15 protein-coding genes are annotated in these 15,157 nt (G+C 48.1%); 12 read left to right on the top strand and 3 right to left on the bottom strand.

What is annotated here, in order from left to right:
• Window positions 1–80: 80 nt before the first annotated feature.
• The gene (locus ICN37_RS11100; RefSeq protein WP_216157526.1) at window positions 81–2,699 is read right to left on the bottom strand and encodes an Rne/Rng family ribonuclease; all 2,619 of its coding nucleotides are present in this window, start codon (window positions 2,697–2,699) and stop codon (window positions 81–83) included.
• 463 nt (window positions 2,700–3,162) lie between these two features.
• Here ICN37_RS11100 and ICN37_RS11095 point away from each other — a divergent pair, with 463 nt between their 5' ends.
• From ICN37_RS11095 to sppA, 3 genes are read left to right on the top strand one after another with little or no spacing between them, the layout of a single operon-like run.
• Complete coding sequence (locus ICN37_RS11095; RefSeq protein ID WP_216157523.1) at window positions 3,163–4,179, top strand: RluA family pseudouridine synthase; 1,017 nt, start codon at window positions 3,163–3,165, stop codon at window positions 4,177–4,179.
• 8 nt (window positions 4,180–4,187) lie between these two features.
• Window positions 4,188–4,868 carry an HAD-IA family hydrolase gene (locus ICN37_RS11090; protein ID WP_216157520.1) on the top strand — a complete coding sequence of 227 codons (681 nt, stop codon included), beginning with the start codon at window positions 4,188–4,190 and terminating at the stop codon, window positions 4,866–4,868.
• Between the two features lie 12 nt (window positions 4,869–4,880).
• Window positions 4,881–5,828, top strand: a complete 948-nt coding sequence (sppA, locus tag ICN37_RS11085; RefSeq protein WP_072583144.1) for a signal peptide peptidase SppA — start codon at window positions 4,881–4,883, stop codon at window positions 5,826–5,828.
• Between the two features lie 35 nt (window positions 5,829–5,863).
• On the opposite strand, the gene ICN37_RS11080 is transcribed toward sppA, so the two are convergent.
• Window positions 5,864–6,634: an SAM-dependent methyltransferase gene (locus tag ICN37_RS11080; RefSeq protein ID WP_216157517.1), complete on the bottom strand. Its 771-nt coding sequence runs from the start codon at window positions 6,632–6,634 to the stop codon at window positions 5,864–5,866.
• Between the two features lie 41 nt (window positions 6,635–6,675).
• A complete protein-coding gene (locus tag ICN37_RS11075; RefSeq protein WP_216157514.1) occupies window positions 6,676–7,284 on the bottom strand; it encodes a Maf family nucleotide pyrophosphatase in 609 nt (202 codons plus the stop codon).
• Window positions 7,285–7,326: 42 nt separating this feature from the next.
• On the opposite strand from ICN37_RS11075, the gene ICN37_RS11070 reads away from it, so the two are divergent.
• The 9 genes from ICN37_RS11070 to ICN37_RS11030 all read left to right on the top strand — a co-directional run bounded on the left by ICN37_RS11070 (window position 7,327) and on the right by ICN37_RS11030 (window position 15,141).
• Window positions 7,327–7,902 (top strand): DUF177 domain-containing protein, encoded by a 576-nt coding sequence (locus tag ICN37_RS11070; protein WP_216122105.1) that lies wholly within the window; start codon window positions 7,327–7,329, stop codon window positions 7,900–7,902.
• Between the two features lie 105 nt (window positions 7,903–8,007).
• Window positions 8,008–8,187, top strand: a complete 180-nt coding sequence (gene rpmF, locus ICN37_RS11065; protein ID WP_011902241.1) for a 50S ribosomal protein L32 — start codon at window positions 8,008–8,010, stop codon at window positions 8,185–8,187.
• 83 nt (window positions 8,188–8,270) lie between these two features.
• A complete protein-coding gene (gene plsX, locus ICN37_RS11060; protein ID WP_072583198.1) occupies window positions 8,271–9,284 on the top strand; it encodes a phosphate acyltransferase PlsX in 1,014 nt (337 codons plus the stop codon).
• On the top strand, window positions 9,281–10,267 hold the full coding sequence (locus tag ICN37_RS11055; RefSeq protein ID WP_216157511.1) for a beta-ketoacyl-ACP synthase III: 987 nt from the start codon (window positions 9,281–9,283) through the stop codon (window positions 10,265–10,267). Before plsX ends, ICN37_RS11055 begins: the two co-directional genes overlap by 4 nt.
• A gap of 59 nt (window positions 10,268–10,326) precedes the next feature.
• Window positions 10,327–11,262, top strand: coding sequence for an ACP S-malonyltransferase (gene fabD, locus ICN37_RS11050; RefSeq protein ID WP_072583140.1), 936 nt, complete (start codon window positions 10,327–10,329; stop codon window positions 11,260–11,262).
• A gap of 26 nt (window positions 11,263–11,288) precedes the next feature.
• Window positions 11,289–12,032, top strand: coding sequence for a 3-oxoacyl-ACP reductase FabG (gene fabG, locus ICN37_RS11045; RefSeq protein ID WP_215359376.1), 744 nt, complete (start codon window positions 11,289–11,291; stop codon window positions 12,030–12,032).
• A 101-nt stretch (window positions 12,033–12,133) separates the two neighbouring features.
• Window positions 12,134–12,373: an acyl carrier protein gene (gene acpP, locus ICN37_RS11040; RefSeq protein WP_011902246.1), complete on the top strand. Its 240-nt coding sequence runs from the start codon at window positions 12,134–12,136 to the stop codon at window positions 12,371–12,373.
• A gap of 21 nt (window positions 12,374–12,394) precedes the next feature.
• On the top strand, window positions 12,395–13,642 hold the full coding sequence (gene fabF, locus ICN37_RS11035; protein ID WP_216122107.1) for a beta-ketoacyl-ACP synthase II: 1,248 nt from the start codon (window positions 12,395–12,397) through the stop codon (window positions 13,640–13,642).
• A 50-nt stretch (window positions 13,643–13,692) separates the two neighbouring features.
• Entirely contained in the window at window positions 13,693–15,141 is a 1,449-nt protein-coding gene (locus ICN37_RS11030) for a DegQ family serine endoprotease (protein WP_216157508.1), read from the top strand.
• The last annotated feature ends 16 nt before the right edge of the window (window positions 15,142–15,157 follow it).

Below are 15,157 nucleotides of genomic sequence, written 5' to 3'. Positions count from 1 at the left end.
CTGTGAAACGGGGTTTCTGCCAAACCGCCAAATATCCTTTTGGGATAAATGGCAGTCTGGAGAAAAAGCTTCAATAAGCGTTAAACCGTTTTTTCTTGGCCGCCGGTTTCTACTAAAACCATTGGGCCATCATGAAGACTAACAGCCGGTTTAGGTGCTCTGCCCAAGTTATGAGCAACAGGCTCTGCCTGAATCTGACTTTGAGCATCAGCATGCTTTGAAGAGTCGGTAGCAACCCAAATCATGCCGGCTGATTGCACAACGCTGTGCAATGGAGTTTCTTCAAGCGCCTGGAAGGCAACCTTAGGAAGCTCTGGTGCAGGCTTGGCAATTACTTCTAGCTTGGCAGCCGCAACAGCAACTGGCGCTGGAGTAGACGCAGGAGCAGAGTTTTGTGCAGGACGATTTGATTGACGTGGAGCGCGTGGTGCGCGCTCTTGCCTTTCTTGTTTCTCTGCTACAGGTTTTACGTTACCAAAGCTGTTCGTAATGTTCTGAATGGGCATGCTTGCAGATGCGCCAGCCATGCCTACTGGAGGGCCTGTAAATGGGTTTGCTGACACAGCAGTTGCTGGTGTATTAGCAACATCATTGCCACCTTCAGTACGCTCGCCACGCTGACCACGACCACGACGGTTGCGACCACGACCGCGTCGCTCTTCACCCTCAGCGCCTGGAGTAGTCTCGCTACCAGGAGCGGCTTCAGTTGCAGGCGTTACTGCTGCTGGATTAGCTTGATTGCGGTTCGCATCTTGACGTTCTGGCTTCGGACTATTTTGATTGCCCTGGTTGCGATTGCCGTTACGGTTGTTGCGGTTGCGATTATTGTTAGCGCCTTCTGCTGGAGCACCTTCAGCTACAGCTGCTGCTGGGCGCTCAGTACGCTCGCCACGACGGTTACGACCACGATTGCGATCGTTGCCATTACGGCCTTGATTGCGGCCACGTGGGTTGCTTGGAGCGGGCTTCTCTTCAACTGTTGGGGATGAAGAGAAAAGCTTCTTAATAAATCCAAAGAGACCGCCAGAACTTTCTGTCGCTACTTTTTCAGTACGTGCAGGACGTGGCTGACTAACTGGTGCAGGTTGTGTTGGAGTGATGCCTTTAACTGCTGCTTCTGGACGTACTTTTACATCCGCATCTTTTTTGCTAACTGTTGTGTCCGTCTCGAGTTCGCGAGCAGCTTCTTCCGCCATCACATAGCTAGCCTTTTGGTCGTCAAGACGTGGGTCGTCATGACGCAAGCGCTCTAGTTTGTAATGCGGAGTTTCTAAATGCTTATTAGGAACCATTAAGACGTTCACTTTGAAGCGAGTCTCGATCTTGATGACTTCAGCACGTTTTTCATTTAGGAGGAAGGCAGCCACTTCGACTGGTACCTGTGTATGAATCGCTGCTGTGTTTTCCTTCATCGCTTCTTCTTGAATAATTCGCAGAACTTGCAATGCAGAAGATTCAGTATCGCGAATGTGGCCAGTGCCATTGCAACGTGGGCAGGTGACATGGCTACCTTCAGACAGTGCAGGACGCAAGCGCTGACGAGACATTTCCATCAAGCCAAACTTGGAGATTTTGCCCATCTGAACGCGAGCACGATCATGACGCAGAGCATCGCGTAAACGGTTCTCAACATCTTTTTGTGCTTTGCTCGATTCCATGTCAATGAAGTCGATCACGATCAAGCCACCCAAGTCACGCAAACGCGCTTGACGGGCGATTTCATCAGCAGCTTCTAAGTTGGTGCGAGTAGCAGTCTCTTCGATATCAGAGCCACGGGTTGCACGTGCTGAGTTGACATCTACTGAAACCAAGGCTTCAGTGTGGTCGATCACGATTGCGCCACCAGATGGCAATGGCACAGTGCGTGAGTAAGCAGTTTCGATTTGATGCTCAATCTGGAAACGAGAGAACAAAGGCACATCGTCTTGATAGCGCTTTACTCGTGGCAAATTGTCAGGCATCACTACAGACATAAATGCTGCAGCTTGTTCGTAGATGTCATCGGTATCGATGAGAATCTCACCAATATCAGGCTGGAAGTAATCACGAATCGCGCGAATCACTAAGCTAGATTCGAGGTAGATCAGCAATGGGGCGGAGTTGCCTTTGGCAGCTTCATCAATCGCTTTCCACAATTGCATGAGGTAACTTAAGTCCCACTGCAATTCAGTGGCGTCACGACCAATACCAGCGGTACGAGCAATGATGCTCATGCCATCTGCCACTTCTAATTGAGCCATCGCTTCGCGGAGTTCTTGACGGTCTTCACCTTCAATACGGCGGGAAACGCCACCCCCTCGTGGGTTATTCGGCATGAGAACCAAATAACGGCCTGCCAAGGAGACAAAGGATGTAAGGGCTGCACCTTTTTGGCCGCGCTCTTCTTTTTCTACTTGAACAATGATTTCTTGACCTTCGCGTAAGGCATCCTTAATGGAGGCATTACGAACGTCGATACCTTCTTTAAAGTAAGTACGGGCCACTTCCTTAAATGGCAAAAAGCCATGACGCTCTTCGCCGTAATTGACAAAGCAGGCCTCAAGGGAAGGTTCAATACGGGTAATGACACCTTTGTAGATGTTGCCTTTGCGTTGTTCACGGCCGGCAGCTTCGATATCGATATCAATGAGTTTTTGACCATCAACGATGGCAACTCGCAACTCTTCTTGTTGAGTTGCATTAAACAACATGCGTTTCATAACACTCTCCTATGGGGGAGGGCGTCGTTGCGCGCTGCGTTAGAGGACAAGTTAGATACCACTTGGGACTAAGCCCAAGGCGGTTTATGAGTGTGGATCATGCAAATCTAGACATTTTTTGCCTAGTTCACCAGCTTAACTGTTGGTTAATATGGTGCCACACCTGACGATCGCCGCAGAGACCTCCTTTAGGTCATCAATGCAGGCGCGCGCCTGAAAACTGTCTTCTAATCGCGGGTCGCGGCATACGGCACACCAACCCTGCGCCTCATTAAACGGGGGAGGGGCAACCCCGGGAGTCTTTTAAAGGGCGACTCCAAGCTCCACGATTCAAACCTGACTTCAGGTTGGTCTCGGGCCAATAAATTGGCTAGAGCGTTGATTATACGGCACAAGTTGCGTGACAATGGGGTATTGTTGAGTCCCTTGTCATCCCCTGGTGGGGTCACAAGAAAGATAAATCATGAAATCCGAACCCATTTCCAAGCCCTTAAAGGTTAAAACGCCCACTACTTCAGCGCCTGCTGCAGTGCATCTTCAGACCATTGGTCCCGAAGAGGCCGGCCAACGCCTGGACAACTATCTGTTACGTTGGGCCAAAGGGGTTCCCAAAAGCCACGTTTATCGAATTATTCGATCTGGTGAGGTCCGGGTGAATAAAAAGCGGGCTGAGCCAACTACCCGTCTGATTGAGGGGGACGTGGTCCGACTGCCCCCAGTTCGAATTGCTGAACCGGCCCAAATGGCTGCGGTCAATAGTGCTCAAACTAAATCTCGGGCGCACGGCTACTCAGACAAAATGCCCATCCTTTTTGAGGACGAAGCACTCTTAATAGTAAATAAGCCAACGGGTTTAGCTGTGCATGGTGGCTCAGGCATCGCACTTGGTGTCATTGAGACCCTGCGCATTACCCGCCCCGAACTCAAGTTTTTGGAATTAGTCCATCGCTTAGACCGTGACACATCAGGCGTTCTACTCTTAGCTAAAAAGCGAAGCGCTTTGGTGGAGCTGCATCGTCAAATACGTGAGGGCCAAACGGATAAGCGCTATTACTTGCTTGCACATGGTGAAATCGTAAAAGGTGCCCAAACCATGCAACTCAAATATCCGCTGCATAAATATCTTCTGCCTAATGGCGAGCGCCGCGTTCGGGTAGATCCAGATGGATTACCAAGCCATACCTCTTTAAGAGTGACTAAAGCGCTTAAGCGCGAGGGTGCATCAATCACTCTCGCTGAGGCGCAACTGAAGACGGGACGCACTCATCAGATTCGGGTGCACTTGCAAAAATTGGGCCACGCAATTTTGGGTGATGATAAATATGGCTTTGAAGATTTGGATAAGGTAGTTAAATCCAAACGCTTATATCTACACGCTCATCTAGCTGGTTTTACTCATCCGCGTACTGGCGAAAAGATGCGGATTGAGTCGCCATTGCCCGCAGAATTTACCGCCATGATGAAAACCTTTGAGCAGTAAATATCAGAATGTCTCAAGCAAATAAATCGAATCGACCCTATGATCTGATTGTGTGGGATTGGGATGGGACCATCATGGATTCCACGCCAACCATCGTGCATTGTATTCAGCAAGCCTGTCGCGATTTGGGTTTTAAAGCGCCTGACGACACATTAGCGAGTTCAGTCATTGGTTTGGGAATTCAGGATTCATTGCGCAGAGCGGTTCCTTGGATAGAGCCGGCCCATTTTCCAAAGCTGACAGAGCGTTTTCGTTATCACTACTTGGCCAAAGATCATGAGCTCGATTTGTTTGTTGGCATACGAGAGCTTTTAGAAGAACTGCATGCTAAACAGTATTTACTAGCTGTTGCCACTGGAAAGTCGCGCGTCGGACTAGATCGCTCGCTTGGGCATCATCAGATCGGCCATCTCTTTCATGAGACTCGTACGGCTGACGAATCTTTTTCTAAGCCACATCCAGGAATGTTGCTTGAGCTGTCGGATGTGACTCAAGTACCGACTCGTCGCATGCTCATGATTGGGGACACAACCCACGACCTTGATATGGCAGAGAATGCTGGGGTCGATGCGGTAGCTGTGACTTATGGCGCTCACCCACCCGATACTTTAAAAGCTTCACCATCATTAACGCATGTGGATGATGTCGCGCAACTCTCGCAATGGCTTAAAAATAACCTGCAACACTAAGGACGCAAAAAGATGGAAAACAACCCAAACCCGAATTGGGAACGTCAAGCTCTCGAACATCTCTTGTTGGAGAATTTAAAAGAAACTCGTAAAGCACGTCGTTGGAAAGCGGTACTGCGAGTACTCACCTTGCTAGTCATTGTTGGCGCTCTGCTTTCGATATTTGACTTTCACCTTCCAGGCAAGGGCATGGGGGTAGAAAAGCACACTGCATTGGTAACGCTTGAAGGAGAAATTTCTTCCAGCTCGATGGCTAATGCGATGGATATCAACTCCTCTTTATTGTCTGCATTTGAAAATGAGCACAGCGCTGGTGTTGTGTTGCGCATTAATAGTCCTGGAGGCTCTCCAGTTCAAGCTGGCATGATCAATGATGAGATCCACCGCTTGCGCAAGCTCTATCCCAAAAAACCGTTTTATGTCGTTGTCGAAGACATCTGCGCATCTGGTGGTTACTACGTGGCAGTCGCTGCGGATCAAATCTTGGTTGATAAAGCCAGCTTAGTGGGATCCATTGGCGTGATCATGGAAGGTTTTGGTTTTACAGGCCTCATGGATAAGTTAGGGGTTACTCGTCGCATGATTACCTCGGGCTCCAATAAGGGCATGATGGATCCGTTCAGTAAAGAGAATCCAAAGCAAGTCGAAATGGTTAAGACCATGATTGATGAGATTCACCAGCAATTTATTGCAGTGGTAAAAGAGGGTCGTGGCGATCGCTTAAAAGACGTGCCAGATTTATTTTCTGGCCGCATCTGGAATGGCGAGCAAGCAGTCAAGATTGGTTTGGCTGATGGGTATGGCACGGTAGATACCGTTGCCCGCGACATCTTTAAGGCACCGGATATTCTCGACTACACCATGAAAGAGAATTTCGCTGAGCGTGTTGCTAAACGCTTTGGTGCTGAAGCTGGAACTGCTGCTGGCAAGGCGTTGGTAAAGACATCTGACCTTAAATAGAAATAAGAAAAAAGCAAAACTAAAGCATTGAAGACTTAGGCAAGCAGTAGAAATACCGTTGGCCTATTTTGTAATGATGCACAAGCAGATTCATTCGGATAGCGTTTACGCCAATCTGCAATTGAAAGGGTGGTAATCATTTCTGATGGCAGGCTAAGGTCCACACCGAGGCATAGCAGACTTTGCGGCGCCAACGAATGGATACAGGCCATGAGCATGGCACTATTGCGATAGGGTGTCTCAATCCAAATTTGAGTTTGTTGTAATTTACGAGACTCAACTTCGAGTTGCTTAAGTTTGGCAGTGCGCTCATGGGTTTCATGAGGCAAGTACCCCTGAAAAGCAAAGCGTTGGCCATTGAGTCCGCTTGCCATCAGGCCTAACAAGATAGAGCTCGGTCCAACCAGTGGCTTCACTTGGGCGCCTAGCTTATGTGCCGCTAGCACTAACTCTGCACCGGGGTCTGCAACGCCAGGGACCCCTGCTTCAGACATCAAGCCCATATCGTTTCCGGCAAGCAAAGGCTTGAGTAAATCGGCTGGCTTGACCGCATCGCCATACTTTGCATTACGCGCAGCACCACGCCATTCACTCATTTGCATTTCTTGAATAGTGCATGCCAATGGAGAGGCAGAATCGATTGCCTTTAACAACGCCCGCGCCGTCTTGGCATCTTCAACAATCCAGTGCCTTAGCCTGGCTGTTTGTGTAATCGTTTCAGATGGAAGAACCCAAGGCAATTGCTCAACACGACCATCATCACCCAAGGTATTGGGAACTAAATACAAGGTGCCGAGTTTGCTCATGAATTATTTTTTTCTAATGAATCTAGTTATTAATTTTTGCTTTATTTTTTTGATGGAATTGCATAGCCAGCATCGCGTAGCATGCTGGTTAATGCAATCAGCGGCAAGCCAATTAAAGCGGTTGGATCATCGCTCTTGATCGACTCTAGCAGGCTGATGCCTAGGCCTTCTGACTTGGCGCTGCCAGCGCAATCATACGGCTCTTCAGCCAGTAGGTAAGCCTCTAGGGTGCTGTCTGGAAGTTTGCGAAAAGTCACTTCAGTAGGAACACATAAAGTGGTTTGGGTATCACCCTTCATCAAACATAGCGCCGTTTGAAAGGTCACCACTTGACCACGCATGAGTTGTAGCTGCGCTAAGGCTCTTTCAAAATTACCAGGCTTACCAATCGCTGCACCACAAAGATCGGCGACTTGATCAGAGCCAATGACCCAAGCATCAGGATGCTCTTTAGCAACTGCAGCTGCTTTTGCTTGAGCAAGTCGTAGTGCCAAATCAAGAGTGCTCTCTCCAGTAAGTGGGGTTTCATCTACCTTTGGTGAGATGATTTCAAAGGGGATGCGTAGGCGTTCTAAAAGTTCACGTCGGTACACCGAAGTGGATGCCAAGATGAGGCTTGGATTTTTAGGTGTATTTGTGGATGTAATCATTTTTGCTGTGCTTTCTAAGGCGCCTTCATTTAGACTGATGCCATGAATCGTAATCAAGTTTTACCTCAAGTCGAACTATCTCCCGAGCCTAGCGCCTTAAAGAGGGTAGATTTTTGTGCCCCCCAATCTTATGCAGGCACCGGTTTTTTAAGCTTGTCAGATATGCCAAGGGTGGCCGAGGAGGCGTCAACCGTTAACCCAGCCGATGGCTTTAATTGGTCTGTGAGGACCCATTTTGAGGATTCCCCGGGGAGTGAACCCCATCAAATCCTCGAATTAGGGCTAAAAGGACGTCTGCACCTGGTTTGTCAGCGCTGTTTGCAAGATTGCGCGGTGGATTTGGACGAAAAACGTCGATTTATTCTGGTTTTGACAGATTCTGAAGCAGATGAATACCCTTTGGAGGATGAGGAGCAAGATCCTCTGGTCGTAAATCAGCACTTCAACCTCCTGGAAACGATGGAGGATGAGGTTTTGCTGTCTTTTCCCCTGATTCCAAAGCATCCAGATGGGTTTTGTGAACCTCATGCATCTACCTTTGGGGATGAGGCTGATGAGGAGCCGTCAAATGAGCGGGAAAACCCCTTTAACATATTGAAAAATATGAAGAAAAACTGAAATTAGGGGCCTGATTTCAGTTGTTGTTTTAAGTATCTTTTGTCAATAAATCAAGCATTTAGGCGCATTTCCATGCTAGAATATCGCCTTGCTTAGGAGTTCAATATGGCCGTTCAACAAAACAAAAAATCACCTTCCAAACGTGGCATGCACCGTGCGCACGACTTCTTGACCGCACCTGCTACGGCTGTTGAAGCCACAACTGGTGAGGCTCATTTGCGCCACCACATTTCACCTAACGGCTACTATCGTGGTCGTAAAGTTGTTAAAACTAAAAACGACTAATTTTTTAGTCTAAACAGATAGAAGCGGCTCCAGTAAAAGCCGCTTTTTTCTTGGATAAATCACTTGCAGCAATCAATGAGCTTATGAGCGTTACTCTTGCTATTGATGCCATGGGCGGAGATCATGGAGTCGTCGTGACGGTTCCGGCTGCCTGCGATTTTTTAGAAAAACACGCTGACGTGAAGATTACCCTCGTTGGTGATCCCGATTTAATCAAGCAAGTCTTGAGTAAATCTCCTAAAGCTCCTATGGAGCGAATTCAAATTATTTCCGCTAGCGAAGTTGTCTTAATGGATGATCCCATTGAGATTGCTCTGCGTCGCAAAAAAGATTCGTCTATGCGTGTTGCCATTGAGCAAGTTAAAGAGGGTGCTGCTGATGCTGTAGTTTCATCAGGCAATACTGGCGCACTCATGGCGATCTCTCGCTACATTCTCAAAACGCTTGATGGCGTTGATCGCCCTGCGATTGCTACCGCGATCCCCAATGAATTAGGGCGCGGGACAACTATGCTGGACCTCGGCGCAAATGCCGACTGTGAACCAATGCACTTGGTGCAGTTTGCTCAGATGGCAAACGTGATGGTGCAAGTGGTGGATGGCAAACAAAACCCTTCAATTGGCCTTCTCAATATTGGTGAGGAAGTGATTAAAGGGAATGAAGTTGTTAAGCAAACCAGTGAGTTACTTCGTCAAACCTCTTTAAACTTTTACGGCAACGTAGAAGGCAACGATATTTTCAAGGGTACTACGGATATCGTGGTGTGCGATGGTTTTGTTGGCAACGTCGTTCTGAAAGCCAGTGAAGGCTTGGCAAAAATGATGAGTGGTTTGATTCGCCAAGAATTTAATCGCTCATGGCTTACCAAGTTAATGGCGATCTGTGCAATGGTGCCATTGCTAAGAGTACGTAAGCGTGTTGATCATCGTCGTTATAACGGCGCAGTATTGTTGGGTTTACGTGGTTGTGTAATTAAGAGCCATGGTTCTGCTGATCGGTTTGCTTTTGGCTTTGCCTTGGATCGCGCCTATGAGGCGGCTAAGAACCGCATGGTGGAGCGCATTGCTGCAGCCTTTGTAGTGGAGACAAAAGTATGAGTATTTTTGCAAGAGTAGCGGGTACCGGAAGTTATCTTCCTGAGTTGCGCTTAACTAACCAAGACTTAGTGGAGCGTCTTGCTAAAACTGGCTTAGAGACCAGTGATGAGTGGATTAAAACGCGTAGCGGTATTTCCGCACGTCACTTTGCCGCTGAAAATGAGTTAACTAGTGATCTGGCTGCCAAGGCGGCACAAGCTGCATTAACTAGTGCCGGCAATACCTCTGAAGATTTGGACCTCATCATTTTGGCCACTTCTACTCCAGATCATTTGGGTGGTTTTCCAAGTACCGCTTGCGTTGTACAAGACAAATTGGGCGCACACACTGCTTGTGCTGCTTTTGATGTGCAAGCAGTGTGTGCTGGTTTTACTTATGCGCTTGCCATTGCAGATGCATTTATTCGATGTGGCTCATACAAAAAAGTATTGGTCATTGGCGCAGAAACATTCTCCCGTATTCTAAATTTCCAAGACCGTGGCACTTGCGTCTTGTTTGGCGATGGTGCTGGAGCTGTTGTACTTGAGGCTTCTAAAGAAGCCGGCATTCTCTCTACTGCATTACATGCCGATGGTAGTCAACGCGATATTTTGTGTGTTCCTGGGCGTGCAGGTAATGGCGAAGTGCATGGTTCCCCATTTATGACTATGGATGGTCCAGCGGTCTTTAAGCTTGCTGTGAAGGTCTTAGAGCAGGTAGCTCACGAGGCGCTCGAAAAAGCGAACCTCAAGGCTGAGCAAATCGACTGGCTAGTACCGCATCAAGCCAATATTCGCATCATGGAAGGCACGGCTAAGAAGATGGGTATGTCCATGGATAAAGTCATTGTTACTGTGCATGAGCATGGCAATACTTCGGCTGCATCCATTCCGTTGGCATTAGATGCTGGCGTGCGCTCTGGGCAGATTCAGCGTGGACAACATCTCTTGCTAGAGGGTGTTGGCGGCGGGTTCGCTTGGGGTGCGGTTGCGATTAAATACTAAGAGCGGCACACTATTTTTATTCATTCATCTCTTTAATTTCTTTTCAGCGAATTAATCACATGACATTTGCATTTGTATTTCCTGGTCAAGGCTCTCAATCCGTTGGCATGCTCAATTCCATTTCTGAGCGTCCAGAAGTACGCGCAACATTGCAAGAGGCTTCTGAGGCATTAGGTGAGGACGTTGCAAAGCTGATTTCTGAAGGCCCTGCAGAGGTGCTGTCATTAACCACGAATACTCAGCCTGTGATGTTGACTGCAGGCGTTGCTTTTTATCGAGCCTGGCTGGCAGCAGGTGGATCTGCGCCTAAGGTAATGGCAGGTCATAGTCTTGGTGAGTACACTGCCTTGGTTGCATCTGGCGTTATTTCTTTTAAAGATGCTGTTCCATTGGTGCGCTTTCGTGCTGAAGCAATGCAAACTGCTGTGCCGGTAGGTACAGGCGGCATGGCTGCGATTCTCGGCTTGGATGATGCAATCGTGATTCAGGTGTGTGCTGAAGCAAGTGCTGTTTCTGGTGGTGTTGTTGAAGCCGTCAATTTCAATGCCCCCGGCCAAGTGGTGATTGCTGGTGCAAGTGATGCCGTTACTAAGGCATGTGAATTATTAAAGGCTGCTGGCGCTAAGCGTGCCTTGCCGTTGCCAGTATCTGCACCATTTCATTCTTCTTTGCTGCAGCCAGCCTCTGAAAAATTGAAAGGCTACTTAGCCAGCATTGAATTTAAAGCACCAACCATTGCTGTGATTAATAACGTGGATGTTCAAATCTTGAATGACCCGATTGCAATTAAAGATGCCTTAGTGCGTCAAGCTGCTAAGCCTGTACGTTGGCAAGAAACCGTTCAGGCTATGGCCTCTCAAGGCATTACTCGGGTAGTAGAGTGCGGTCCTGGCAAAGTATTGGCAGGCCTTACCAAGCGCATTAATGATCAGGTCACTGGTGTGCCGGTATTTGATGAAGTCAGCTTGAATGAAGTTCTGGCAAGCTTTCAATAAAACAAACGTTATAGCGGAAGATAAAAATGAATCTCGACTTAAGCGGACAAATTGCTTTAGTAACTGGCGCCTCACGCGGTATTGGTCAGGCAATCGCGGATGAGCTAGTCAAGTGTGGCGCCAAGGTAATTGGAACGGCTACATCCGAGAGTGGAGCTAAAGCGATTGATGAGCGTTTAAAAGCTTCAGGCGGTGCTGGCAAAGTATTGAATGTGACTGCCCCAAATGCTTGTGAAGAAATTATTGATCTGATCGTCAAAGAGTATGGCGGCATCAACATCTTGGTGAATAACGCCGGCATCACTCGTGACAATTTAGCAATGCGCATGAAGTCTGAAGAGTGGACTGATGTGATTGATACCAACCTCAGTTCAGTCTTCCGTCTTTCTCAAGCAGTAATGCGTCCCATGATGAAGGCCCGTGGTGGCCGCATTATTAATATCACTTCAATTGTTGGTCATATGGGTAATCCTGGTCAGGCAAACTACGCAGCTGCAAAAGCAGGCGTTTCTGGAATGACCCGTGCCTTAGCCCGTGAAATTGGTAGCCGCAATATCACTGTGAATTGCGTAGCTCCTGGATTTATCGACACTGATATGACCCGCGCCTTGAGCGAAGAACAGCAAAATGCCCTAAAAGTGAACATTCCTTTGGCGCGTTTGGGTAGTCCTGAGGATGTTGCCCAAGCGGTGGCCTTTTTGGCCTCTCCAGCGGCTGGCTACATTACGGGTAATACCCTGCACGTCAATGGCGGACTCTATTTAGCCTAACGGCAAAGCCAGGATTTGGTCATTTTTAGGCGAATTTGCTAATTCGGTCCGCCAAACTGATAAAATCCTTTCATCGTTTTTTACAACCCCTGGGGAAATTAATGGACAACATCGAACAACGCGTTAAGAAAATCGTCGCTGAGCAATTAGGCGTCGCAGAAGGAGACATCAAGAATGAATCTTCTTTCGTGAACGACTTGGGCGCTGACTCTCTTGACACTGTTGAGCTGGTTATGGCCTTGGAAGATGAATTCGGCATCGAAATTCCTGATGAGGAAGCTGAAAAGATCACCACAGTTCAGCTCGCGATCGACTTCGCTACATCAAAAGCTCAGGGTTAATTCCCTAGCCTAGGTATTACTGTGTCAGCATCAAATGGCCGACGCCGGGTAGTAGTCACCGGCCTTGGCCTTATCTCACCTGTTGGTAATTCAGTTGATGTAGCTTGGTCTAATTTGCTTGCGGGCAAATCAGGTATTGCTACCATCACTAAGTTTGACCACACTCCGCTTAGCGTTCATTTCGCTGGAGAGGTGAAAGATTTCAATGTCGAAGAATATGTTTCTGCCAAAGAAGCGCGCCACATGGATACCTTTATCCATTACGGCATTGCTGCTGGTACACAAGCCATTCGCGACAGTGGTTTAGAGATCACCGAACAAAACGCTGAGCGCATTGGCGTCATGGTTGGTTCCGGCATCGGTGGCTTGCCAATGATTGAAGAAACGGGTGCTGAGTTATTGGCTCGTGGTCCTCGTCGTATCTCCCCTTTCTTTGTTCCAGGCTCCATCATCAATATGATTTCTGGCCACCTCAGCATCTTGTTTGGTCTCAAAGGTCCAAACGTGGCTGCGGTAACAGCTTGTACAACGGGTTTACACAGCATTGGATTGGCTGCACGCTTAATTCAGTACGGTGATGCTGATGTCATGGTTGCTGGCGGTGCTGAATCGACTATCTCCGCATTAGGGGTTGGTGGCTTTGCTTCTGCAAGAGCGCTTTCTACTCGCAATGATGATCCTGCAACTGCATCACGCCCTTGGGATAGAGACCGCGATGGTTTTGTTCTGGGTGAGGGCGCAGGCGTAGTGGTGATTGAAGAGTATGAGCACGCTAAAGCCCGTGGCGCAAAAATCTATTGCGAATTACTGGGCTTCGGCATGAGTGGTGACGCTTATCACATGACTGCCCCAAATATGGATGGCCCCCGTCGTTGCATGCTTAATGCAATGCGCGACGCAGGCCTAAATGCTGATCAGATTCAATATATTAATGCTCACGGCACTTCCACGCCTTTGGGTGATAAAAATGAAACTGGCGCTATTAAGGCTGCTCTTGGCGACCACGCTAAGAAGACTTTAATTAACTCCACCAAGTCTATGACTGGTCACCTCTTGGGCGGTGCAGGTGGCCTGGAGTCTGTTTTCACGATTTTGGCTCTTCATAACCAAAAATCACCACCTACTATCAATATTTTCAATCAAGATCCTGAGTGCGACCTGGACTACTGCGCCAATACCGCTAGGGATGTGAGGATTGACCATGCAGTCAAAAACAATTTTGGCTTTGGGGGTACTAACGGTACCTTGATTTTTGGCAAACTGACCTAATATTCTTAATATCTTCATTGTTGGTTTTCACCAAGTAGGTCTATAGCATCATGAAAAAGTACTTCATTGCACTCTTGGCTATATTTAGTCTGGGACAAGTCGCCTTTATTCCATTTGCTTCTGCGCAAAATCCCCGGGTCACGATTCCTGACTTTGCGGATTTGGTTGAACGCGCAAGTCCTGCAGTTGTCAATATTCGTACCACTGAAAAAGTAGTAGTGCAGCAAGCGCAAGGTGGCATTCCGGGAATCCCAGAAGATCAGGCGGAATTTTTCCGCCGTTTCTTTGGTGTACCAATTCCAGGAATCCCAAATGGACCTAAACCAGCGCAACCTAATTTAGGCAAGCCGCAAGAAGCGGATCGTGGAGTAGGCTCTGGTTTCATTATCGAATCCAATGGTCTGATTTTGACTAACGCTCACGTTGTTGAGGGTGCCACCACTATTTATGTGACCCTGACTGATAAGCGCGAGTTCAAAGCAAAGTTACTCGGCATGGATAAGCGTACCGATGTTGCAGTCGTCAAAATTGAAGCGCGTGATTTACCAAAGCTACCTTTGGGTGATTCATCGAGGGTGCGAGTAGGTGAATGGGTGCTTGCAATTGGTTCCCCGTTCGGCCTTGAGAACACGGTGACTGCAGGTATTGTGTCGGCGAAGAGTCGCGATACAGGCGACTACTTACCTTTTATTCAGACTGACGTTGCTGTGAATCCAGGAAACTCTGGAGGGCCGCTTTTAAATACGGCTGGTCAAGTAATTGGTATCAACTCACAAATCTTTAGTCGCTCTGGTGGGTATATGGGTATCTCCTTTGCGATCCCGATTGATGAAGCAATGCGTGTTGCAGATCAATTGCGTACATCCGGAAAGATTTCTCGCGGGCGTATTGGTGTTGCTTTGAGTGAGATGACGAAAGAGGTAGCTGAGAGTCTTGGTTTAGGAAAACCTCGTGGCGCTTATGTGCGCAATGTTGAACCAGGTGGCCCTGCAGCCGCCGGTGGAATTGAGGCGGGCGATGTGATTCTGAGCTTCAATGGCAAAGATATTTCTAAGTCCACCGATTTGCCTAGAGTCGTAGGTGAAACCAAGCCAGGTACTTCTGTGCCTGTGCAAGTTTGGCGTAAAGGCGGAACCCGTGATTTAACGGTTACCGTAACTGATACCGAATCCGGTCAGGTGGTCAACAAGAAGCCTGATGCACCCGCAACCAGTGGCAATAGCGTCAATACCCTTGGAGTTGTTGTAGGCGAGTTATCGGATGGCAAAAAGAAGGACTTAAATATTAAAGGTGGAGTTGAAGTGACTGGTTTAGGTGATGGCCCCTTGGCAAAAGCGGGGATTCGACCAGGTGACGTCATTATTCGGGTGGCGGATGCCGATATTACGAGCGTTAAGCAGTTTGAGGCTCTAGTTAAGGGTTTGGACGCCAATAAGGCTGTACCGGTCTTTATCCGCCGCGCTGACAGCACTTTAGTCGTTCCTGTAAGGCCTAAATAACCCCATTTTGGGTCTA

It is taken from the genome of Polynucleobacter sp. P1-05-14 (genome assembly GCF_018881675.1).
In the GTDB taxonomy this organism is placed as follows: domain Bacteria; phylum Pseudomonadota; class Gammaproteobacteria; order Burkholderiales; family Burkholderiaceae; genus Polynucleobacter.
The sequence above is the reverse complement of the archived record's forward strand: the minus strand, read 5'-3'. Positions and strand labels throughout refer to the sequence as shown.

Bases quoted from the DNA above. Each gene is read 5' to 3' on its own strand.
- ICN37_RS11100 (WP_216157526.1), bottom strand. From the start codon at position 2,699: ATGAAACGCATGTTGTTTAATGCAACTCAACAAGAAGAGTTGCGAGTT.
- ICN37_RS11095 (WP_216157523.1), top strand. From the start codon at position 3,163: ATGAAATCCGAACCCATTTCCAAGCCCTTAAAGGTTAAAACGCCCACT.
- ICN37_RS11090 (WP_216157520.1), top strand. From the start codon at position 4,188: ATGTCTCAAGCAAATAAATCGAATCGACCCTATGATCTGATTGTGTGG.
- sppA (WP_072583144.1), top strand. From the start codon at position 4,881: ATGGAAAACAACCCAAACCCGAATTGGGAACGTCAAGCTCTCGAACAT.
- ICN37_RS11080 (WP_216157517.1), bottom strand. From the start codon at position 6,634: ATGAGCAAACTCGGCACCTTGTATTTAGTTCCCAATACCTTGGGTGAT.
- ICN37_RS11075 (WP_216157514.1), bottom strand. From the start codon at position 7,284: ATGATTACATCCACAAATACACCTAAAAATCCAAGCCTCATCTTGGCA.
- ICN37_RS11070 (WP_216122105.1), top strand. From the start codon at position 7,327: ATGAATCGTAATCAAGTTTTACCTCAAGTCGAACTATCTCCCGAGCCT.
- rpmF (WP_011902241.1), top strand. From the start codon at position 8,008: ATGGCCGTTCAACAAAACAAAAAATCACCTTCCAAACGTGGCATGCAC.
- plsX (WP_072583198.1), top strand. From the start codon at position 8,271: ATGAGCGTTACTCTTGCTATTGATGCCATGGGCGGAGATCATGGAGTC.
- ICN37_RS11055 (WP_216157511.1), top strand. From the start codon at position 9,281: ATGAGTATTTTTGCAAGAGTAGCGGGTACCGGAAGTTATCTTCCTGAG.
- fabD (WP_072583140.1), top strand. From the start codon at position 10,327: ATGACATTTGCATTTGTATTTCCTGGTCAAGGCTCTCAATCCGTTGGC.
- fabG (WP_215359376.1), top strand. From the start codon at position 11,289: ATGAATCTCGACTTAAGCGGACAAATTGCTTTAGTAACTGGCGCCTCA.
- acpP (WP_011902246.1), top strand. From the start codon at position 12,134: ATGGACAACATCGAACAACGCGTTAAGAAAATCGTCGCTGAGCAATTA.
- ICN37_RS11030 (WP_216157508.1), top strand. From the start codon at position 13,693: ATGAAAAAGTACTTCATTGCACTCTTGGCTATATTTAGTCTGGGACAA.